Raw genomic sequence first — 22,050 nt, forward strand, 5'->3', positions numbered from 1 at the left:
TTTCGAATCACTACCGAGAGGCCCGAAAACCCTTAACGAAGGACACGTTCTTAGTCGAACTTGATATCCAACGCCAGACCACGTAATTCGTGCATCAATACGTTGAACGATTCAGGAATATTCGGCGTCGGAAGGTTGTCACCTTTGACGATTGCTTCGTAGGCTTTTGCCCGTCCCTGAATATCATCCGACTTCAGCGTGAGTAATTCCTGAAGAATGTTACTGGCCCCGAAGGCTTCCAGTGCCCAAACTTCCATCTCACCAAAACGCTGACCACCAAACTGCGCCTTACCACCCAAAGGTTGCTGGGTAATGAGCGAGTAAGGTCCAATAGAACGTGCGTGCATCTTATCGTCTACCATGTGTGACAATTTCAGCATGTAGATCACACCGACGGTTGCCTGCTGGTGGAAGCGGTCGCCCGTTTCACCATCATACAAGTACGTTTGTCCCAGGGAAGGTAAACCTGCTTTCTGGATGTAAGATTCGATTTCATCCTGGCTTGCACCGTCGAAGATCGGGGTAGCGAATTTCACTCCCAGCTTTTCACCGGCCCAGCCCAGTACGGTTTCGAAAATTTGCCCCAGGTTCATCCGTGAAGGTACACCCAGCGGGTTCAATACGATATCCACAGGTGTTCCGTCATCAAGGAATGGCATATCTTCCATCCGCACGATCCGTGATACAATCCCTTTGTTACCGTGGCGACCAGCCAGCTTATCCCCTACTTTCAGCTTACGCTTCTTAGCCAGATAAACTTTAGCAAGTTTCAATACACCAGCAGGTAATTCATCACCAATAGAGATGTTGAATTTCTCCCGCTTATGACGACCGATTTCCTCGTTTACCTTGATGCTGTAATTGTGCAACAAGCGAGCAATCAGTACATTTTTCTCCTTGTCATCGGTCCAACGTGTGTAATCCACCGTAGTGTAGTCCAAATCACGAAGAATAGACTGTGACAATTTTTGTCCTTCTGGAATCAACATTTCTCCGTAGATCGTTTTCACGCCTTTGGAAGTCATGTCTGCTACCAGCACATTGAGCTTATCTACCAGAATCGTCTTGAGCTCGTTCAGCGCAATTTTGTGCTGATCTTCCAGCTTGGAAAGCTGTACTTTTTCCTGCTCTTTTTGTTTCTGATCTTTCTTTGCACGTGCAAACAGCTGCTTATCAATAATAACGCCTTTCAAGGAAGGAGGCGCTTTCATAGAAGCATCTTTAACATCTCCGGCTTTGTCACCAAAGATGGCACGCAAAAGTTTTTCTTCCGGTGTAGGATCACTTTCTCCTTTTGGTGTGATCTTACCAATCAGGATGTCGCCTTCCTTTACCCAGGCACCGATACGGATAATACCGTTCTCGTCCAGGTCTTTGGTAGCTTCTTCGCTGACGTTAGGAATATCGTTGGTCAACTCTTCTTCTCCTAATTTCGTATCGCGCACGTCCATTTCGAAGTGCTCGATGTGTAAAGAGGTGAAGATATCTTCCCGAACAACTCTTTCAGAAAGTACGATAGCATCCTCAAAGTTGTAACCTTTCCAAGGCATGAAAGCCACTTTCAGGTTTTGCCCCAAGGCCAATTCGCCTTTCTCCGTAGCGTAGCCATCACATAAGATCTGACCTTTTACTACGCGCATTCCTCGACGTACAATCGGCTTCAAGTTTACACAAGTTCCCTGGTTGGTACGCAGGAACTTGGTCAATTTGTAAGTCTTACGGTTGTCTTCGAAAGAAACGAGTTTCTCTTCTTCCGTACGATCGTAGCGAATAACGATCTCGTTAGCATCCACATAATCAACTACACCATCGCCTTCGGCATTGATCAACATCCGCGAGTCACGCGCTACTTTACCTTCCAATCCGGTACCTACTACTGGAGAACTTGGACGAATCAGTGGCACTGCCTGACGCTGCATGTTTGATCCCATCAGGGCTCGGTTAGCATCATCATTTTCAAGGAAAGGAATCATCGATGCTGACACCCCAACAATTTGGTTAGGCGCAACGTCCATGTATTCGATTTCTGGCGGTGTCAAAACAGGGAAATCACCGTGTTCACGACACTTAACGCGATCACTTTCGAAAGCTCCCTGCTCCGTTACCGGTGCGTTGGCCTGAGCAATACGCTTGTAATCTTCCCCTTCTGCTGAAAGGTAGATAGGATCGCCACTCATCACCACATTACCTTCTTCAACAGCGCGGTAAGGCGTTTCGAGGAATCCCATTTTATTCACCTTTGCGTGTACACAAAGGGTAGAGATCAAACCAATGTTAGGTCCCTCTGGCGTTTCGATGGTACATAAGCGACCATAGTGGCTGTAGTGTACATCTCGCACCTCAAAGCCGGCACGTTCACGACTCAAACCACCAGGTCCAAGGGCAGAAATCCGTCGTTTGTGAGTGATTTCCGAAAGTGGGTTGGTTTGGTCCAGGAATTGAGACAACTGGCTAGTTCCAAAGAAAGAGTTGATCACGCTGGACAATGTCCGGGCATTGATCAAATCAACTGGTGTGAAGACTTCGTTGTCACGTACGTTCATCCGCTCACGGATCGTACGGGCCATACGAGCTAAACCAACACCGAACTGAGCATACAATTGCTCTCCTACCGTACGTACACGACGATTAGACAAGTGATCGATATCATCAATCTCTGCCTTCTGGTTCATCAGTGCTACCAGGTAGGTAACGATGGCGATAATGTCTTCTTTGGTAAGCACCAATACTTCGGTAGGCGTTTCCAACTCTAGCTTGCGGTTGATCTTGTAACGACCAACTTCCCCTAGGTTATAGCGCTTATCGGAGAAAAAGAGCTTGTCAATAATACCACGTGCCGTTTCTTCATCCGGCGGATCGGTACCACGAAGCTGCTTGTAGATATATTGTACCGCCTCCAATTCAGAACTAGAGGGGTCCTTTTGCAAAGTGTTGTAAATAATGGAGTAATCCATATCAATTTCTTCCTTCTGCAGAATGATGGTATCCATCTCCGCATTAAGAATCAACTCGATATTACTCTCATCCAGTACAATATCACGCTCGAGAATAATCTCATTACGTTCAATTGTTACTACTTCACCAGTGTCTTCATCGACAAAATCTTCTGTCCAGGAGCGTAGCACCCGAGCAGCCAATTTACGACCTAATGAAGCTTCTAGGCTTTCGCGAGAGGCAGATACTTCGTCTGCCAGATCGAAGATATCCAAAATGGCCTTATCAGAATCGAAGCCAATGGCTCGTAGTAAGGTCGTTACCGGAAACTTCTTCTTACGGTCAATGTAAGCATACATTACCGTATTGATATCTGTAGCGAACTCCATCCAGGCACCTTTGAAAGGAATAACCCGGGCAGAATAGATTTTAGTACCGTTGGGGTGGAAAGACTGACCAAAGAATACCCCCGGAGAACGGTGCAACTGGGAAACGATTACCCGCTCTGCTCCGTTGATCACAAAAGTGCCTTTGGGAGTCATGTAGGGAATATTCCCCAGAAATACGTCCTGGACGATGGTCTGGAAATCCACGTGCTCCTCGTCATTACAAGAAAGCTTCAGTTTGGCCTTCAGTGGTACACTGTAAGTAAGACCACGCTGAATACATTCATCGATGGTGTAGCGAGGAGGATCAACGAAATAATCTAAGAATTCGAGCACGAAAATATTTCGGGCATCCGTAATTGGAAAGTTTTCCTGAAATACTTTGTAAAGGCCTTCGTTCATCCGATTTTCCGGCGTCGTTTCTAACTGGAAGAACTCCTGAAAGGAACGCAGCTGGATCTCGAGTAAATCGGGAGAAGGAGAGCCTAACTTAATTTTGCCGAAGTTTACGCGTGCTTCTTCAGCTTTTAGCAGCTTGCCGTTTGACGTCATGTGCAAATTGCGTTTTTTATTCCCTATCCGATGACTGGTCGGGGCGGGATGATTTTGCTATACAGTCTATGACTAAAGAACTTACTGAAAATTGTATATCGACAACTTATCTAGTAAATTCTATGATTCAATCCATTGATTGTATCAGGGCCAACTTAATTATACAATTTAGCGAGCTAAAAAGTTGCTTAAGAGGCTACATTTTATACGACGATAGGCTTAGCCATAGGTATGCACCATTAGCTAAGCCTCGTAGTACTTAGTGGCCAGACTTTCCCTAAAGAAAGTCTGGCTACCGTACAAAAGTAGGAAAAATTACTTCAGTTCTACAGAAGCGCCAGCTTCTTCCAAAGCAGCTTTGATTTTTTCTGCTTCTTCTTTAGCAACTTTTTCCTTAATCGTAGAAGGAGCGCCGTCTACCATCTCCTTAGCCTCTTTCAAGCCTAATCCGAGAAGGTTCTTCACTTCTTTTACCACTTTAAGTTTTGCTGCACCTCCAGAAGTAAGGATAACATCAAATTCAGTTTGTTCTGCTGCATCACCAGCGTCTCCGCCGCCAGCAGCAGGACCTGCAACTGCAACTGCCGCAGCAGCAGCAGGCTTGATGCCATACTCTTCTTCCATGATAGTAGCTAACTCGCTAACTTCTTTAACTGAAAGATTAACCAGTTGCTCTGCAATTACTTTAAGATCTGCCATTGTAAAAATATTTATAGTGTTGGACGATTAAAATTAATCGTGCGCAAACAGCTTGGAAGCCAATTAATTAATTTAAAATAATTATCCCTCTCTTTCTTCGAGGGCTTTCAAAAGACCCATAATGTTGTTGCCACCTGATAGAAGGCCACCCATTACAGTCTGGATTGGAGATTGTAGCAAGCCTAACAAATCGCCAAGAAGTTCTTCTTTAGATTTGAGGTCAGCCAATACTTGAATCTGATCATCACCGTGATAGATCGCCGTATCGATATAAGCAGCCTTGATAAAAGGACGCTCTGCTTTGCCACGAAACTCTTTGATCACCCGAGCCGGAGCATTTGCTACCGAAGTGAACAAGATTGCGGTAGGCCCTTTGAGTGCATCGAAGAGGCCTTCGTAACTACTAGCATTAGGTAAAGCTTCCATCGCCTTACGAGCCAGTGTGTTTTTAACAACCTGCATCTCAATTCCCTTTTCAAAGAGTTGTGTACGCAGGCTATTTATTTTTTCTACCGATAATGCAGAAGCATCTGTAAGATAGAAGAATTCTGTATTCGAAAACTTCTCCTTCAGTACTTCAACGGCAGCTACTTTTTCTGTTCTGGTCATTGTTTGACAATTTTAGAAGTTAACGAATAGATTTTGGTTCAATCTTAATACCGGGGCTCATCGTACTGGCAACGGTTACACTTTTCATGTAGTTACCTTTAGCCGTTGATGGCTTCATGCGAACAAGTGTTCCTAACAACTCGTTAGCATTATCGGTTAATTTCTCTGCTGAGAAAGAAACACGACCGATAGAAGAGTGAACGATACCGAATTTATCAACACGGAAAGAAATTTTACCTCCTTTCACATCGCTGACAGCCGCACCTACATTAGGCGTAACAGTACCAGTCTTGGGGTTAGGCATCAAGCCACGAGGGCCTAGAATACGACCTAAACGACCAATTTTAGCCATTACTTGTGGCATTGCAACCACTACGTCGAAATCGGTCCAGCCACCGCTTACCTTCTGAATCAGATCGTCGAGTCCAACGTGGTCGGCACCCGCTTCTCTAGCTTCGTCCTCCTTGTCAGGAGTACAGAAAACCACTACGCGCTTTACTTTACCGGTACCGTGTGGTAAAGTAACCGTTCCCCGAAGGGCTTGGTCAGCTTTACGTGGATCGATACCCAGACGAACGTGCACGTCTACAGAAGCATCGAATTTGGTAAGATTAATATCTTTTACCAATTCCATCGCTTCTGGCAAATCATAGAGCTTGGTGGCATCCACCTTAGCGTTTGCCGCTGCTCTTTTTTTGCTGATCTTAGCCATGAATAAATAATTGAGGTAGTAACGTTCCGGAAATATCCGCAACTCCCTACTATTGAAAAATATTAGTTGTCTTGCTCCCAGGGAGGCGTACCACTGATCGTAACACCCATGCTACGTGCAGTACCAGCGACCATCTTCATTGCTGAGTCGATTGTCATAGCGTTTAAGTCCGCCATTTTATCTTCAGCGATTGCTTTTACTTGATCCCAGGTTACTGATCCTACCTTATTACGGTTAGATTCAGGACTTCCCTTTTTAATATTTGCAGCTTCCATCAACTGCGTAGCTGCAGGAGTCGTCTTGATCACAAAATCAAAAGACTTATCCTTGTATACAGAGATAACTACTGGTAATAATTTACCGCGAGCATCTTCCGTTGCTGCGTTGAAGCGCTTACAAAACTCCATAATGTTAACCCCCTTGGCACCCAAGGCAGGACCTACAGGAGGAGCCGGGTTGGCAGCGCCACCACGTACCTGTAGTTTTATAAAAGTTTCGAGTTCTTTAGCCATTGCAATTTTCTTTTCGGAAGTTTATCACTGGTATGTTTCGGGGAAGCGTTCCTGAAAAATTTCAGAACCAAAAGCTAACCTAAGTCATTCCTCCCTACCTCAGTAATTAAAATACTTAAGAGGTCTTTTCAACCTGCATGAAATTCAATTCAACTTCGGTTCCACGACCGAATATCTTTACGATAACCTTCAGCTTCTTTTTCTCTTCGTTTACTTCTTGGATGTCTCCAACAAATTCGCTGAAAGGCCCGTCGATAATCTTTACTGTCTCACCAACAATAAATGGTTCGATTAAGGATTCCCCCATGTCCTGGGAGTCATCCACTTTACCCAACATCCGATTAGCTTCGGATTCCCTCATTGGGATGGGGTTTGTCTTACCTAAAAAATGAATAACATTGGGGATGTTGGCGATAGCTTGAACGATTTCACCAGAAAACCTTGCAGGTATTGCCTCTATCAAGATATAACCAGGAAGAATGTTTCGCTCAGAAATTACTTTCTTGCCATTACGGATTTTGTAAACTTTCTCCGTAGGTACCAGTACTTGCGTAACCGCATCGTTCCACTTGGAACGAGAAATCTCGAGCTCAATTCGCTCTTTGATTTTGCGCTCTTTGCCGCTAATAACCCTTAATGAATACCATCTTTTATCCTCGGACATAATGTCTTGTAATTACTGTTTACCTTCTTAGGATTAAACTCCGTAAATCATGTTGGTACCAAACTTAGAGATGGCGTCCATCACAAGAATCAACAGTGCAAAAATAATTGAAGCAACAATAACTAGGATGGTGTTACTTTGTAAGCTAGACCAAGTAGGCCAGGTTACTTTGTGCACCAGTTCATTGTAGCTCTCCCGCAAATACAGCTTAATCTTATCCATTGCTCTATGAGGTAAAGTATAAATTGCACGGGTGGAGAGACTCGAACTCCCAGCCCCTGGTTTTGGAGACCAGTGCTCTGCCAATTGAGCTACACCCGTGTATAATGTCAAAAGTGCTCTGCTCCCAATTTTTAATCGGGAAGCTTTATCCGTGCATATTTTAAAACGTGAGAAATCGGAAGGCGAAAATATCACCTCCCGACTCCACTTTCTCTATGCTTACAGTAAACGTCTGTTAAAAGACAGCTTACTCAATAATCTCAGTTACCTGACCAGCACCTACAGTACGACCACCCTCACGGATAGCGAAACGTAGACCCTTGTCCATTGCGATAGCGTTGATCAAGTTTACTTCCAAGGTAACATTGTCACCAGGCATTACCATCTCAACGTTCTCTGGCAATACAACATCACCAGTTACGTCAGTGGTACGGAAGTAGAACTGAGGACGGTAACCATTGAAGAATGGTGTGTGACGACCACCTTCATCTTTACCAAGAACATATACCTCACACTTGAACTTCTTGTGTGGAGTAATTGAACCAGGCTTACAAATTACCTGTCCACGCTTAACTTGATCTTTTTGGATACCACGCAACAACAAACCTGCGTTATCACCAGCTTGGCCACGATCAAGGATTTTGCGGAACATCTCTACACCAGTGATAACTGATTTCAAGTTCTTCTCACCTGCCTTCATCAAACCAACGATCTCTACTTCGTCACCAGTGTTGATAACACCACGCTCAATAGAACCAGTAGCAACAGTACCACGACCAGTGATCGAGAATACGTCCTCTACAGGCATCAAGAAAGGCTTATCAACATCACGCTCAGGAAGAGGAATGTGCTCATCTACAGCATTCATCAACTCAACAACTTGAGCTACACCTTCTGGATCACCTTCAATCGCTTTCAAGGCAGAACCTGCAATCACAGCAGCATTATCGCCATCGTAATCGTAAGAGCTAAGAAGTTCACGAACTTCCATGTCTACCAGTTCCAACATTTCAGGATCATCAACAAGGTCAGCCTTGTTCATGAAAACAACGATTGCAGGAACACCTACCTGACGAGCCAAAAGGATGTGCTCGCGAGTTTGAGGCATAGGGCCATCTGTAGCCGCAACAACCAGAATCGCACCGTCCATCTGAGCAGCACCCGTTACCATGTTCTTTACATAGTCGGCGTGACCAGGACAGTCAACGTGACCGTAGTGACGATCTGCTGTTTCATATTCTACGTGAGCAGTGTTAATCGTGATACCACGCTCTTTTTCTTCTGGAGCAGAGTCAATGCTAGAATAGTCTGCAATTTTTCCAGCACCTCCGTGCAATTCGTGAAGTACTTTACTAATTGCCGCGGTGAGGGTTGTCTTGCCGTGGTCAACGTGACCGATAGTACCAATGTTTACGTGAGGTTTCGACCTCTCAAAAGTTTCCTTAGCCATCAGTTTTGTTTTTTGTTGGAAACAAAGTTTAACAATAAATAACGGTTGTGCGAGCCAATTTTGAAAATCAGATAGCTCGGCCACGCACAATTACGTGGCGGCAATAGAGCCGATGGGGAGATTTGAACTCCCGACCCCTTCCTTACCATGGAAGTGCTCTACCCCTGAGCTACATCGGCAATAACTATTTGGTTTTCTAGCACTTGCGCTAAAAAAAGGAGCGGAAGACGAGACTCGAACCCGCGACCCTCAGCTTGGAAGGCTGATGCTCTACCAACTGAGCTACTTCCGCTTAAATAGTGGGGGTGGTAGGACTCGAACCTACTCAGCCGAAGCACTGGATTTACAGTCCAGCCCGCCTCTCCAACTGCGGCGCACCCCCATACTTTCAAAGAGCAAAAAAAGAGCCAGCAGAGGGATTCGAACCCCCGACCCGCTGATTACAAATCAGCTGCTCTGGCCAACTGAGCTATGCTGGCATTATTACCATTTTTTTCGCTAGACTTTCAACTTAGTAGCCTTAAAGGACACTTTGGTTGAATGCACCACTCCTAATCGGAAAATGCTCGCCTAACTTAAGTAAGCTGGTAAATTTGATGCTTTTATCTTCCCTTTGGAAGTTGCTAAGAGATCATTTTCTCAAAGCGATTGCAAAGATATATCTATTCGGTAAAAGAAAAAACTTTTGCTAAGATTTTTTTCTAAGATTGAAAAATGTTTTCCCAGCGTACTAGGATTACACCAAGCGTCACCGTCTTTTCTCCTCTACCAAATAAAACAGCGCCAGTGATTTGCCATCACCGACGCTGTTTTCTTAACGCAACGTTGCCTTAAATAGTTTCGCGCATTCGTTCTTTATACTTCACCAACTGACGCTTAAGCATATCGGTTATTTTATCAATGGAGGCTTCGAAAGTCTTATCCGTGTACTTGGCGACCAGAATGTCACCGGGAACAGAAATTCGTACTTCCGCAATTTTGTCTTTCACCTGGCCAGAATTCTCCAGCTTCAGGTTTACTCGGGCTTCAATAATGCGATCAAAAAAGGTGTCTAATTTTCCCAGCTTCTTCTCAATGAAGTCAATCAATTTTTCGTCAGCTGTGAAATGAACTGCTTCTGTGTATACTTTCATGTAGTTACATTTTGTGAACCAAGCTTACTTGGTTCTTTCCTATAAAACAAGGGAGTTTTTTTCTCCCCTCTATTCGTTCAATTTAGCTTTAGGATGGGCCTGTTCGTAGGACCTCTTCAGCTTTTCAATAGAGTTATGGGTGTAGACCTGGGTAGCTGCCAAACTGCTATGTCCAAGCAATTCTTTAATAGCATTCAGATCAGCTCCAGCGTCGGATAAATGGGTTGCAAATGAATGCCGTAAAACGTGTGGGCTCGCGCGTTCCAAGTAAGGAAGCGTTCCCAAATATTGTTTTACTTTATTGTACATCCACTTGGGATAAGGCGGCTTTCCTTTGTTAGTCAATATCAATATTTCAACATCGGGAAAGGCTTCATGCTTAAGTTTTTGATAAACGAGTAATGCCTGATGAACAGCATCTCCGTAAGGAATTAAACGTTCTTTCCCTCCCTTTCCTGATATTCTCAAACGCTTTTCTGCACGCAGAACATCTTTTTCTTTTAGCTGCAACAACTCCGAACGCCTTAACCCCGTGCCATAGAGCAACTCTAGCAATAACTTATCTCTAGCCTCAGAAAAATCAGGTGCTTCAGGAAAGGAAGCCAACAATCTTGCCAGGGCGGTAGCATCAGCGGTTACAGGTAATCGCTTTTTAAGCTTTGGTGTTTGAATTGCTTTTGTTGGATCCGAAAGATCAGGAAATTGCCGCCGCCAATAACGATAGAAAGCTTTGATACTGGATAGTTTACGTCGAATACTCGCAGGCGCATGCTCCTGCTCTAATAAAACAGCCATCCAAGACCTCACTTGACTAGCAATAATCTCAGACCATTGGCATCGTCCATAAACCTCTTGAATGAAATTTTCAAATTGGGATAAATCGTTTTTATAAGCCTTCAGGGTATGCTCAGAAAAGCGCTTCTCGAATTCCAAATACCTTATAAATCCATTCACATCCATATATTCTGTCTATCTTTAACCCTAGGATTAAGGTAGTCCTATTCCCGCAAAAAAGCAATCTTAGACCTAAGTTTTGTATGAAAAAAGAACGTAAGCCAGAAAGTTTTTTACAAAAACCAAGCTATCCGGGAGGACCAAAAGCTATGCGTAAATTTCTTTCCCAACACATTCGTTATCCAGCCTCTGCCAAGGCTGAAAAAATAGAAGGAACCGTAAGGGTTAGAATGGATATAGACTACCAAGGAAAGGTTGTTGGAACAAAGGTTTTAGCGGGTTTGGGTTATGGTTGTGATGAGGAAGCGCAACGTGTTGTCAAGCTCTTAACCTTTCAATTACCCAAATTACGCAAGATCCGAGCCACTTTTCATAAGACCATTAATATTCATTTTCATTACCCTAAGGAAGCTCCTGCTCCTGCCACTGAGCTAAACTATACAATTACCTCAAGCAAGACAGAGGTCGTAGAAGAAGATAAGGATTCAGGAAATTCTTACAACTATACTATATCTTTATAAAGAAGCGGTATGTTTTTTATACCGATTAAAACGGAAAAGCCCTGTCAACATAATGCTGACAGGGCTTTTTTCCTTTGGAGATATTTTACTCTGGCTTTTTCTTCGCCGAGTAATTGACCTTCAATTGGCCGGATTTACGCAGTTTGACTTTCACGTCCTGCACAATTCCCATTGTTACTTCTCCATCTACCCGAAGAGATGAAGTGATCCGTGCCCGCTTGTTTTCAGGAACTTTCACTTTATGCTTCTCGAGGAAGAGTGGAATATCATCTACAGTAGCGAAAGCGTCTCCGAGTTGGAGGCGTGGCCGCGTACCATAAACTGACTGATACTTTTTCTCAGGACGACCGATATAAAGGTAATTCACTAGTGATTTTTCCTCCAGCTTGGTAAGTTCCGTAGCGTAAGGAGTGGTCACTTTTACTTTTAATTCGGCATCGCGTAATACTGTTACCACCATGAAGAAGAATAACAACATGAAGATAATATCCGGGAGGGAAGCCGTAGAAACCTCTGGTTTTGCTTTTCCCCTCTTTTTTTGAAATTTAGGCATCTTGCGTTGCTTTTATATTGCCTTGAAGAATTACGAGGCAATAACCGTTAACGAATAAACTGGTAGTTTAAGACGATACGTGCTTATTCTTCACCGTAACTAGTGGGTTCCGCTTCAGAAATTACAAATGGAATTTCTCCTTTGATAACCCTCTGTTGTGCAACCGGCATATCATCGCTGTAATCTACACCGAATTTCCGCTGACTCAGGTCATTCCAAAGTTCATAATAAGCTGCTTTAAGCTCATTATAAACCTCTAGATAGGTAGCATAGCTGGTACCTCGGTCATTTTTAAGAGAAATGATGGCCTTATTGGGAGCTTCTGCCAAGTCTTCTCTCCGCTGTGGATTGGAGATGAACTCAATCGTCCTTTCCCGTAGGTCATCGATATCCATTTCTTCCCCGCGAACGAGTAACATATTCTGGGCGTTTACCAGAACAGAGTATACGTTACGGGTTTTCAATTGAGTAATATCCGGTACTTCATCCGACCATGGCGGTAATTTTACGAGGATACCTTTATCCTCCGCAATCGTAGTGGTTACCAAGAAGAAAATCAGCAGCAAGAATGCAATGTCAGCCATAGAGCCGGCATTGATTTCATTGCTCATACGATCTCTGGAACTCGTCTTTGCCATGATGCAGTTTATTTAACGCGATTAATAATTGGAGAAATGATCGGCATGACTACCAAGGCAACAAAGGCCAGACCAGCCATCAGTAACCCCATACGGATAGCACTTCCAATCCACTTGAGGTTGCCTTCAGAAATGAAACGCCCCTCTGCAGAGGTTTCATAGTTCTCAATAGCACCTTTAATAGTGTCATGGTCAGCACTGCCAGACGCCATTGTGTAGAACAAAAACATCAGCGCGGCAATAACGAGTACGCCGAGGATGCCTTTGATCGACCCTTTAGGGTTGGAGGCAACGTGAAATAAACCGAACAGAAGGATACCCGCTGCACATAGTACAGAAAGGGCAATGGCAGCTAGAATACCAAAATTGAAGACGTTTACACCGAAAAGTTCGGCATCATCCATCGAATCAAAATAGTAATCCCCTGCTCCGGGAACAGCTATGGCTAGAAAAATCACAACCAGAACCACTCCCATTAGAAAAGCAACTAACTGTCCGTTCTTGCTTAAGAAATTATACATGGAAGATTAGATTACAGGGTGATTAAAATACTTTGTTCTTAGCCATAATGTCAACCAAGGTGATAGAAGCATCTTCCATCCGGTTAACAATACCGTCAATTTTATTAACGATGTAGTTGTAAAAAATCTGCAGGATAATGGCCGTTACAAGACCGAATACAGTGGTCAAAAGGGCTACCTTAATACCACCAGCAACTACTGCTGGAGAAAGGTCACCTACTGCTTCAATCCGGTTAAAGGCCTCAATCATACCGATTACCGTACCCATGAATCCAAGCATCGGTGCAATCGCGATGAAAAGTGAAATCCATACCAGACCACGCTCCAACAAGCCCATCTGTACACTACCGTAAGAAACGATAGCTTTCTCTACAGCTTCAGGACCTTCACCAGAACGACGTAGGCCTTCGTAAAGCACACTTGCGGTAGGACCGGCAGTAGATTTACAAACCTCCATAGCTCCGTCGACATCATTGGCAGCTAGACGCTCATCAATGCGTTCGAGTAATTTGTCTGTGTTGGTAGTCGCCAAGTTCAAAGTCAGGATACGCTCAATACAGAACGCAAGACCCAGAATCAGGGTAATCAATACCAAAGACATGAATTTCCAGTCACCGTCGATGAAGTTCTTCTTCAGGACTTGGAACATTGTAGGTGCTTCGCCTTCGTCAACAGTAGTCATGGATTCCGCTGCTGCTGCTGCGTCATCAACCATTTCTTCCATTGCATCACCAGCATCTTCTACTGCTCCTTCAATTGCTTGTCCAGCATCTTCTGCTGCATCTTGAATTTGCTCAGTAGCAGTCTGGTCTTCTTGAGCACTAACGGTGTTTACCGTGAAAGCTGCCAAGCTAAATATCAATAGCAGCGCAAATAATTTTCGCATAGCCAACGAGGTTTAACGATTTTGTTTAAAGTAAGTTGTATTGTTTTGCTGCGGAGAGAAAGGGATTCGAACCCTCGATACGGGGTTACCGTATACACGCTTTCCAGGCGTGCCTCTTCAACCACTCGAGCACCTCTCCGGTTATTTTTTAAATAGGGTTGTAAGATGTAACAAACATTCGCAAAAATTGTAAAAAGAAGCTAATAATCAAAATTTTTTTCGGTTTCAGTGGCAAACACTTAAGCCTTCCTCCCTGATTATTTCCTTGCAGATCCTTTACTAATTTTCTTGTAAGGTCGGTAAGTTAAACAATTTCTGGGCATTTTCACTGGTAATTGATGCAACCTTTTCCAAAGACAATCCTTTGATTGACGCCAATTTAACTGCTATCTCTTGAACGTAAGCGCTTTCGTTACGTTTTCCTCGATAAGGAATAGGAGCTAAATAAGGCGCATCTGTTTCTAGGATTACTCGCTCTAAAGAAATTTCTGATAAAGTTTTATCCACCCCCCCATTTTTGAAGGTTAAAACGCCACCAACCCCTAAATATAACCCTAATTCCATAATTGTCTGTGCTTGGGCTACATTTCCTGTAAAACAATGAAAAACGCCTTTCAAATTAGGATCACCAATTTCTTTAATCATATCGATTAGCAAGTCAATTGACTCTCTTGCATGGATAACAATCGGCCGATCAAACTCCAAAGCCCATTCCACTTGCTGTCGAAATGCCGCCTTTTGCTCTTCAATAAACGTCTTATCCCAGTAGAGGTCAATACCAATTTCTCCTATCGCGACAAAATCGCGTTTTTCTAGCCATTCTCTCACCCAAGCCAAGTCGGTAAGATAGTTTTCTTTTACCGAACAAGGGTGCAATCCCATCATTGGAAAACAACGCCCTGGATAAGTTGCTTCTAATGCTAACATGCCGGCAATCGATGATTCATCAATATTTGGCAGCAAAAACTGCTTAACACCAACAGCCTCCGCTCGCTCAATCATCGCTGCCCGATCATTTTCAAAAGCTTTTGCATATAAATGAGCGTGAGTATCAATCAACATATTTATTCCAATATTTTTCTTGCCCGCAAAGGTATAGATTCTATTTGGATGTTTTTTGGTGGGTTCTGACCATTGTTTACATTAACTTAGCGGCATGGCAAAAAAGAAAAAATACTACGTTATCTGGAAAGGGCATATGCCCGGTATTTATGACGACTGGAACAAAGCTCAGGAACAAATCAAAGCGTACCAAGGTGCGCTGTTCAAAAGTTTTGGCACCATAAAAGAAGCCGAACAAGCACTAAAAGCAGGCCCCAAAACCTATCTGAGTAGTGGTGCACCAAAATCGAAGTCAACTGGTGGAACACCTCGCTCCCAGATTGTATGGCAGAGCCTCTCCGTCGACGCGGCCTGTAGCGGCAACCCCGGACCAATGGAATACCAGGGCGTTGACACCAAAAGTAAAGACCAAATTTTTCACCAGGCTTTTCCATTAGGGACCAATAATATTGGAGAATTTCTTGCCATTGTGCACGGATTAGCCCTCTTACAAAAACAAAATCTTCCCAATCTACCCATCTATACCGATTCTGCTACTGCTATAGCCTGGGTCAGGAATAAAAAGGTTAAGACCAATCTTGTTAACGATGCTAGGACTGCCACGCTCTACGAATTAATAACCAGAGGTGAAAATTGGTTAAAAACCAACACTTATTCTAATCCCATCCTAAAATGGGATACCGAAAGTTGGGGAGAAATTCCAGCCGATTTTGGCAGAAAATAATTGATTTCATCCTGTGCACAGGAACGTTTCGTAGAAAAAGCACGAGAATCGGTAGGTTAACACCGCCGTAAAGGGGAATTAGTTGTTATCTTTATTTTAGCCTGGCATTCGCCAAGCTAATGATGCTTATTTTTTTCCTAATTCTATATTCAAAGATGGCTTTCACCCAACGACTTAAGCAAGCAATAGGCTGGCCACTGGCTTTGTTAGCCATCATTTGGTTGGTTTTCATACTGGAACAAGCAACAGCTTCCGAGTGGTTTATTTATGGTATTGCACCTCGTAAAACTTATGCGCTACGTGGTATTTTTACTACTCCGTTCCTGCACGGCAGCTGGGCCCACCTTTTGTCCAATTCGGCACCCTTTCTGGTTTTAATGGCCATGATTATTTTCTTCTATCCAAGGGTGGCATTTTCTGTACTCCTGCTCATTTACCTGGGGACAGGGATAACCATGTGGCTATTTGCCGACCCTGAAGCACTCTTTGCCACTTTTAATCGCGCCAATTATCATATCGGCGCCAGCGGGGTGGTTTATGGGATGGCTAGCTTCCTTGCTTTTACCGGCTTTTTCCGGCGAAATATCCGAGCTATTGCGATCTCCTTAATTATTGTATTCTACTATGGTGGCATGATCTGGGGGGTACTTCCTACCCAAGAGGGTGTTTCCTGGGAAGGGCACTTGCTCGGAGCTCTTGTGGGGATATTCACAGCCTACTGGTTTCGCCAACGTATTGAAGAAGCAGAAATCCGCAGAAAGCCCAGCTATGAAATGGAACAAGAAGAAGAGCAATATTTTCTTCCTCGAGATATCTTCAATAGAAAGAAGGAGTAGCAACTAAACAATTCCTTTGGTTAAGCCAAATCGGACAGATTACGTAAGAAACAACTGATCCCGGCGCCCTTTACGCGTTTCAATAACTCATTGGCCGCCGCTGAGGAATCATAAGCACCGATGGTAACTTTATAGACCGTTTTACCATTTAGCTCATTAATGCTCACGATCACCGGTGCATTAAATTGTTTTTGCAATTTTTCGGCCTGGATCAACACATTACCGTACTCGTAAAAAGCACCAATCTGTACTCCCCAGCCCTTGGCATCTTGCTTGCGCACGTCAAAGCGAAATAAGCCTCGACCACTACTGATATTGTCAGTCACCTCTGGAATTGGAGCAGGAGGCGTAGTTTGTGCGGCATCTTTTAATCGAAGTGCTTCGGCAACAGCTCTATCTGCATTGACTCGGCCGAATCCATACTTCAGCGAATGCCCACTGCTATCATATTCTGAGGGGTCACCAATTTTATCTGCGGTACGTTGTAGGATAGATTTTACCTCTCTCGCTGTCAAGGAAGGGTTAGCGGACAGGATAAGCGCACAAATTCCCGCCACCAATGGTGTCGAGCTGGAGGTTCCTCCAAAGTGCTTGTAATTATCACCACGGCTTCGTCCGTCTCGCCAAAATTTATAGTTACCCGTTTCCCAAGTCAGCCCCTCATCCCAGGAAGCTCGGGCTGCGATGATGGGCCAATCACCATTTGATGGTGCACAGATGGTCACTTCCCGGCCGCGATTAGAATAACTGGCATGGGTGTCCTGACTAGTGCTCGCCGCCACCGCAATGACATCCGGGTGAGCTGCATAATAATTCACATAATTAAGATCATCATTGCCTACCGCATAGAGTATAACACAGCCCTTTCCTCCCCTACCCTGTTGAGCGGCGCGAGCAATAGCTTGTTCTTTTACGGCATTCAAACTGTACCGAGCATCCGTTGTCCCCCAAGAACAGCTAATCACATCAGCACCATTTCGCACACAGTAGTCAAACATTTCTTCCGTCGTGGCTGCACTGAAAGACGTACCGTGGATCGGCATAAATCGCACACCTGGAGCAGCACCGACAATACCTTGTCCATTACTGGCAGCAATCGCTACACTCGCACAAGGTGTACCATGGGTAAACCGAGTATCTCCTTGGGGTAATTGAGAAGTACGCGTCCAGAGATCATAAGGTTTGTGCATCTTACCTCGCAAATCAGGATGGTTGGTATCAAAACCATTATCGATGACCGCCACTGTGATGGATGAACTACCGGTATTTCCTAATCGATTCCAGGCACTTATTACCCGAGAATCAGCGCCTTTCTTTAGCTGAAAATTGGCATCAATCACAAACCCCGGGTTATCCAGGTGCCACTCGTGTGTGAGTAGGCTATCGTTGGGCGCAACGAAGGCATATTCATCCATTGGCATATCTATATCCGGCTCTGCCGTCGACACCAAGGAAAGTGCCTGTAACGCTGCTGCTGCTTTTAGCGGGTTGGGCGATTGAGCAGTCACCTTTGCCACCAGGAAGGTCGTCGAACGCCGGTCTACAATCTTTAAAGCATATTCATCCAGCACTATTTGTTGCTCGTCAGGTCCGACCCCATCTTCAAAAGTGATATAAATTTCTCCCGTTGGAATCATTGGGCGGTTACTCCCTTCTGCAAAATACACGTGGGTACCTACTGCTACGACGTCTTCCTTACGTACCTTGTCTAACTGGACGTCTATGTCATTATTTTGGCCTTCGAGCGTAACCACCTGGAATCCACCCAGATTTGCCAGCACTTCTTTCTCCACAAACGCCTGTTTTTCAAGGCTGCGAGCGGCCACTGATTTCAAGCCTACAAGTTGCTTACTCTTGTGCAGCGTTAATTCTCCCTTACCACTTTTTACAGAAATTGTAGACATAGGTGTTTTGGATTTTGGATGAATCCGAAAGATAAGAAAAGGAAATAAGAAAAGCAGGCCCTACTTCGTGTTGGAATAACTAGTGAGTATAAAGTTGGGACTGCTTTTCCTTAAAATTTCAACGCCTATATCATCAAACTGCTCTAAAAACGTATCAAACATTGGCAACGCTGCCAGTGAAATACAATTTTTCGATATTTTTCTAGAATCAAGGTAAATATCACTTGCAGCAGAACAGGCAAGCGTAGTGCAATTTACAGCTAAAACGAAGGGGAGGCATCCTTTTTCAGGATGAACGATCATCTACGAATAGGTCGCAACCAAGGCTTTCAAGTTGGCCAAATGCTGTAGCTTTTTCGGCCGGCGTCGCTGTATATTGACGGGCGTAAAAAAGGCATGCGTTTCTAAAAAACGGACCTGAATACGGTTCCATTCTTCCTCGGATTTAAGAATACCCGCAGCTTCTAGTTCTTTGAAAAGAGTAGCACCAATGGAATAAAAATCGGGGCGACCTAAATAATCCAAATCTGCATCACAAATAATCTCTTCTAGAGGATTACGAGGTGTCTGTGGAATTTTAGTTGCCATGATCATTCCACAAATTCGTTCAATTTCTGAAGCAAAATAACCATATGCAGGCAAGGCTTCCCGAGCAATTTCGCACCCCCGCAACTCATGATCAAGACTGGAAAACATAAACCCGGCATCGTGATACAAAACAGCGGTTTTTAAAAGCATCGTCTCGTAGGCTGAGATGCGCATAAGGGCACACAACTCCTCCGCTACATATAATACATCGAGTGTATGGTGCAAGCCATGGTAATAAAGTGATTGGGGTAACTCATTGGTGAGTTTCCCTAAAATATCAGCCTTAGCACCGAGGTAATCCATACTGTAATTACTGTAGCAATTCTTGTGTCATTAACGACCTGCACCCTACGGGTGTTGCATTAATGGGGATTAATCTACATAAATAATAGGAATGAGGAAACCCCATTCCTATTATTTTATAATTATTTCTTTACCAAAATAACGCCATCGGCAAGGAAACTCAATTCCCGCTTGGGTTCGGTAATGGCATCAATTTCTTCTTGAGATTTGCCCGCATCCTCTGCGTAATGACGAAGTTCATCTACGGGAGTAACCTGGTAAAAAGCCTTCCCATTCATGATCACTTCCCGGCCAGAAATATCTTTAGGCATGAAGAATCCATAGTCCTTAAAACGGACCATCATGTCTTCTCCCTCACCGTTGGTGATGCTCATCCAGCACCCCTTGTTTTGACAAACTTCGGCCACAGTACCTTGCACCGTAACAGCCAAACTGTCGGTATCTGTCACTTTTGACGATAAGTCCTCATAAGCAACGATGGCCTTAGGCGTAAAAGAAGCGCCAAAAGTTTGGTCGCCTGATTCCGCATTTTCAGAAGCCATGGCCTTAGACTGCCCAGTGGAACCACAAGCTGTTCCGAATCCTACAATAGCGATGAATGTAAATAATTGAAAAAAGTACTTCATGTTTTTTTTCTGCAAAAATAAGTAATTGTAGATAAATTATGTTAAAATCCATTACCCCCCAAACCGGTTTCTTGTAAAAACCCACCGTTCCCTTAAAACACCTGTGATCACTGACTTAAAAAAGTATTAATTCCCAAAAAAGGGTGCAATAAGTATACTCAAAATAAGGTTTTTATGACACCCTGATTCAATCTGCTTCTCGCTATTTTTGCAAATCCAATTGTCCCTAAAACAATCTTATCATGAACAAGTCGCTCATTCTTTTTTGCCTGTTTATATTTACTAGTTTGGCACTGTCCGCGCAAATTGGCTGTAACAAAGGCAATTGCCTCAACGGCTATGGCACTTATAGCTTTCCTGGAGGAGCCCGCTATATCGGAGATTTCAAAGAAGGGAAAATGCACGGAGAGGGCATTCTCTACTATGCAGATGGTTCTAAATACGTTGGCAACTGGCTAGAACAGGAACGTGAGGGAAAGGGACGTATGACCTTTGCTAATGGCGATGTATATTTTGGCATTTTCAAAGCTGGAAAATTCCATGGTCAGGGAATCATGAATTATGCTAATGGCAACAGCTACGATGGCGAGTGGCGCAACGGTCAGCCTAATGGCCAAGGAACCTACAGTTTTCAAAGCAATGATCGCTACGAAGGCCAAATGAAAGACGGCCTTTTTCAAGGTACTGGTGCGATGTATTACGCCGATGGCAGCCGCTATGAAGGGGAATGGGAAAACAATAAACGGCAAGGCTTAGGTACACTCTACTACAATAATGGTGAACAAATCAACGGCCAATGGGAGAACAATCAATACCTGGCTGACTGGGGCCGGATGGCCTATTCCGGTGATACCACCAGCCTGCGCGACTGCAATACCCAAAACTGTGATTCAGGAAAAGGTAAATTCCGTTACCAAGATGGATCCCAGTACTACGGTGATTTCAGCCAGGGTATTCCTGATGGTATTGGTTCTGTTTACTATTTCTCCGGTGATCGCTATGAGGGGGGGTGGAATCGACACGCGCCACACGGTAAAGGAGTGATGTACTACGCTAACGGCAAGGTCGTAGGCGCCATTTGGGAACACGGTGTTCCCGTTCGCGAACTCTTTACCTCTCAACAAGAAGCACAAGCAACAGTAAGGGTGGATAGGAGTGCAGAAGTAAAAATCTGGGCCGTAGTTGTGGGTGCTGCTCGCTATACCCACATGCCGGTTTTGCGCTACACCGATGATGATGCTTACCAACTGTATGCCTTTTTGAAAAGCCCCGAAGGAGGTGCCTTGCCTGATCATCAGATTCAACTTTTGATTGATGAAGATGCAACACACCAGGGAATTCTCAATGCGATGCGTTCCGTTTTTCTTCGAGCCGACGACAATGATATGATCCTTTTCTACTTCTCCGGACACGGCTTACAAGGTGCTTTTCTCCCTGTAGATTATGATGGGTTTGCTAACCGCCTGGAACACGAAGAAATCAGAGACATCTTGCGCCAAAGTCGCGCCAAACACAAGCTTGTACTGGCCGATGCTTGCCACGCAGGTAGCCTCCTGGCAGCACGTGCACCTATCCATATTGCCCTTCAAGAATATTATGACGCGTTGAATGCCAGCAGTGGCGGCACTGCGCTCTTGCTATCGTCTAAAGGCGAAGAATATTCGCTGGAAGACCGCGGCTTACGTTCTGGGATATTCAGTCACTTCCTCATCCGCGGATTAAAAGGAGAGGCGAATACCAACTCCGATAATTTGATCACCGTCAGAGAGTTGTTTAACTTTGTTCACCAAAGGGTAAGACAATATACTGGCAACGTTCAAACGCCTACCCTCACCGGAACCTTTGACGACAATATGCCCGTTTCCGTTATCCGATAAGTGACGGATCAAAAATAACTTATTCCATTCCTGCCTGCGTACCGCAGGTAGGCAGGTTTGATTCGCTAAAATTTTCTAAGCAAGCAACTAAAAGGAGCTTGCGTGAAAATATTCGCGAATCGTTGGAAAAAATGGAATAAGTTATTTCCGTCAAATTACTAAACGCCCCATGCAACTATCCCAC

At 44.3% G+C, this 22,050-nt stretch carries 22 protein-coding genes and 6 tRNA genes; 4 read left to right on the forward strand and 24 right to left on the reverse strand.

Annotation, left to right across the window (positions count from 1 at the left end; genetic code table 11):
* Positions 1-50: 50 nt before the first annotated feature.
* From rpoB to AB0L18_RS01795, 15 genes are all read right to left on the reverse strand, one after another.
* Positions 51-3,872 carry a DNA-directed RNA polymerase subunit beta gene (gene rpoB, locus AB0L18_RS01725; RefSeq protein ID WP_367390865.1) on the reverse strand — a complete coding sequence of 1,274 codons (3,822 nt, stop codon included), beginning with the start codon at positions 3,870-3,872 and terminating at the stop codon, positions 51-53.
* Positions 3,873-4,187: 315 nt separating this feature from the next.
* Positions 4,188-4,571: a 50S ribosomal protein L7/L12 gene (gene rplL / locus AB0L18_RS01730; RefSeq protein WP_367390866.1), complete on the reverse strand. Its 384-nt coding sequence runs from the start codon at positions 4,569-4,571 to the stop codon at positions 4,188-4,190.
* An 81-nt stretch (positions 4,572-4,652) separates the two neighbouring features.
* Positions 4,653-5,180: a 50S ribosomal protein L10 gene (rplJ, locus tag AB0L18_RS01735; protein WP_367390867.1), complete on the reverse strand. Its 528-nt coding sequence runs from the start codon at positions 5,178-5,180 to the stop codon at positions 4,653-4,655.
* Positions 5,181-5,199: 19 nt separating this feature from the next.
* Complete coding sequence (gene rplA / locus AB0L18_RS01740) at positions 5,200-5,892, reverse strand: 50S ribosomal protein L1 (protein ID WP_367390868.1); 693 nt, start codon at positions 5,890-5,892, stop codon at positions 5,200-5,202.
* A 62-nt stretch (positions 5,893-5,954) separates the two neighbouring features.
* The gene (rplK, locus tag AB0L18_RS01745) at positions 5,955-6,404 is read right to left on the reverse strand and encodes a 50S ribosomal protein L11 (RefSeq protein WP_367390869.1); all 450 of its coding nucleotides are present in this window, start codon (positions 6,402-6,404) and stop codon (positions 5,955-5,957) included.
* Positions 6,405-6,519: 115 nt separating this feature from the next.
* Complete coding sequence (gene nusG, locus AB0L18_RS01750) at positions 6,520-7,068, reverse strand: transcription termination/antitermination protein NusG (RefSeq protein ID WP_367390870.1); 549 nt, start codon at positions 7,066-7,068, stop codon at positions 6,520-6,522.
* Between the two features lie 33 nt (positions 7,069-7,101).
* Positions 7,102-7,290, reverse strand: a complete 189-nt coding sequence (gene secE, locus AB0L18_RS01755) for a preprotein translocase subunit SecE (protein WP_367390871.1) — start codon at positions 7,288-7,290, stop codon at positions 7,102-7,104.
* 26 nt (positions 7,291-7,316) lie between these two features.
* A tRNA-Trp gene (locus tag AB0L18_RS01760) sits at positions 7,317-7,389 on the reverse strand.
* 148 nt (positions 7,390-7,537) lie between these two features.
* Complete coding sequence (gene tuf / locus AB0L18_RS01765; RefSeq protein WP_367390872.1) at positions 7,538-8,740, reverse strand: elongation factor Tu; 1,203 nt, start codon at positions 8,738-8,740, stop codon at positions 7,538-7,540.
* A gap of 107 nt (positions 8,741-8,847) precedes the next feature.
* Positions 8,848-8,919: transfer RNA gene (locus tag AB0L18_RS01770), tRNA-Thr, on the reverse strand.
* 40 nt (positions 8,920-8,959) lie between these two features.
* A tRNA-Gly gene (locus tag AB0L18_RS01775) sits at positions 8,960-9,032 on the reverse strand.
* Between the two features lie 8 nt (positions 9,033-9,040).
* Positions 9,041-9,122, reverse strand: a tRNA-Tyr gene (locus AB0L18_RS01780).
* A 23-nt stretch (positions 9,123-9,145) separates the two neighbouring features.
* A tRNA-Thr gene (locus AB0L18_RS01785) sits at positions 9,146-9,219 on the reverse strand.
* A gap of 351 nt (positions 9,220-9,570) precedes the next feature.
* Positions 9,571-9,873, reverse strand: coding sequence for a ribosome-associated translation inhibitor RaiA (gene raiA, locus AB0L18_RS01790; RefSeq protein ID WP_367390873.1), 303 nt, complete (start codon positions 9,871-9,873; stop codon positions 9,571-9,573).
* A gap of 69 nt (positions 9,874-9,942) precedes the next feature.
* A complete protein-coding gene (locus AB0L18_RS01795; RefSeq protein WP_367390874.1) occupies positions 9,943-10,833 on the reverse strand; it encodes a tyrosine-type recombinase/integrase in 891 nt (296 codons plus the stop codon).
* Positions 10,834-10,910: 77 nt separating this feature from the next.
* Here AB0L18_RS01795 and AB0L18_RS01800 point away from each other — a divergent pair, with 77 nt between their 5' ends.
* Positions 10,911-11,348 carry an energy transducer TonB gene (locus tag AB0L18_RS01800; protein ID WP_367390875.1) on the forward strand — a complete coding sequence of 146 codons (438 nt, stop codon included), beginning with the start codon at positions 10,911-10,913 and terminating at the stop codon, positions 11,346-11,348.
* An 85-nt stretch (positions 11,349-11,433) separates the two neighbouring features.
* Here AB0L18_RS01800 and AB0L18_RS01805 read toward each other — a convergent pair whose 3' ends face one another.
* The 6 genes from AB0L18_RS01805 to AB0L18_RS01830 all read right to left on the reverse strand — a co-directional run bounded on the left by AB0L18_RS01805 (position 11,434) and on the right by AB0L18_RS01830 (position 15,008).
* Positions 11,434-11,901 (reverse strand): ExbD/TolR family protein, encoded by a 468-nt coding sequence (locus AB0L18_RS01805; protein ID WP_367390876.1) that lies wholly within the window; start codon positions 11,899-11,901, stop codon positions 11,434-11,436.
* Positions 11,902-11,984: 83 nt separating this feature from the next.
* On the reverse strand, positions 11,985-12,539 hold the full coding sequence (locus tag AB0L18_RS01810) for an ExbD/TolR family protein (RefSeq protein ID WP_367390877.1): 555 nt from the start codon (positions 12,537-12,539) through the stop codon (positions 11,985-11,987).
* Positions 12,540-12,547: 8 nt separating this feature from the next.
* Positions 12,548-13,060 (reverse strand): hypothetical protein, encoded by a 513-nt coding sequence (locus AB0L18_RS01815; RefSeq protein ID WP_367390878.1) that lies wholly within the window; start codon positions 13,058-13,060, stop codon positions 12,548-12,550.
* Positions 13,061-13,082: 22 nt separating this feature from the next.
* The gene (locus AB0L18_RS01820) at positions 13,083-13,946 is read right to left on the reverse strand and encodes a MotA/TolQ/ExbB proton channel family protein (RefSeq protein WP_367390879.1); all 864 of its coding nucleotides are present in this window, start codon (positions 13,944-13,946) and stop codon (positions 13,083-13,085) included.
* 51 nt (positions 13,947-13,997) lie between these two features.
* Positions 13,998-14,085 (reverse strand) — tRNA-Ser (locus AB0L18_RS01825).
* Between the two features lie 140 nt (positions 14,086-14,225).
* Positions 14,226-15,008 (reverse strand): TatD family hydrolase, encoded by a 783-nt coding sequence (locus AB0L18_RS01830; protein WP_367390880.1) that lies wholly within the window; start codon positions 15,006-15,008, stop codon positions 14,226-14,228.
* Positions 15,009-15,102: 94 nt separating this feature from the next.
* Here AB0L18_RS01830 and AB0L18_RS01835 point away from each other — a divergent pair, with 94 nt between their 5' ends.
* Positions 15,103-15,732, forward strand: a complete 630-nt coding sequence (locus AB0L18_RS01835) for a viroplasmin family protein (protein ID WP_367390881.1) — start codon at positions 15,103-15,105, stop codon at positions 15,730-15,732.
* 155 nt (positions 15,733-15,887) lie between these two features.
* Positions 15,888-16,568 carry a rhomboid family intramembrane serine protease gene (locus tag AB0L18_RS01840; RefSeq protein ID WP_367390882.1) on the forward strand — a complete coding sequence of 227 codons (681 nt, stop codon included), beginning with the start codon at positions 15,888-15,890 and terminating at the stop codon, positions 16,566-16,568.
* A gap of 20 nt (positions 16,569-16,588) precedes the next feature.
* On the opposite strand, the gene AB0L18_RS01845 is transcribed toward AB0L18_RS01840, so the two are convergent.
* From AB0L18_RS01845 to AB0L18_RS01855, 3 genes are all read right to left on the reverse strand, one after another.
* A complete protein-coding gene (locus AB0L18_RS01845) occupies positions 16,589-18,472 on the reverse strand; it encodes a S8 family serine peptidase (RefSeq protein WP_367390883.1) in 1,884 nt (627 codons plus the stop codon).
* A 303-nt stretch (positions 18,473-18,775) separates the two neighbouring features.
* Entirely contained in the window at positions 18,776-19,363 is a 588-nt protein-coding gene (locus tag AB0L18_RS01850) for an HD domain-containing protein (protein ID WP_367390884.1), read from the reverse strand.
* Positions 19,364-19,485: 122 nt separating this feature from the next.
* Positions 19,486-19,989: a DUF4920 domain-containing protein gene (locus AB0L18_RS01855; protein ID WP_367390885.1), complete on the reverse strand. Its 504-nt coding sequence runs from the start codon at positions 19,987-19,989 to the stop codon at positions 19,486-19,488.
* A 242-nt stretch (positions 19,990-20,231) separates the two neighbouring features.
* Here AB0L18_RS01855 and AB0L18_RS01860 point away from each other — a divergent pair, with 242 nt between their 5' ends.
* Positions 20,232-21,866 carry a caspase family protein gene (locus AB0L18_RS01860; RefSeq protein WP_367390886.1) on the forward strand — a complete coding sequence of 545 codons (1,635 nt, stop codon included), beginning with the start codon at positions 20,232-20,234 and terminating at the stop codon, positions 21,864-21,866.
* Positions 21,867-22,050: the final 184 nt, after the last annotated feature.

Source organism: Lewinella sp. LCG006 (assembly GCF_040784935.1).
Classification (GTDB): Bacteria; Bacteroidota; Bacteroidia; order Chitinophagales; family Saprospiraceae; genus Lewinella.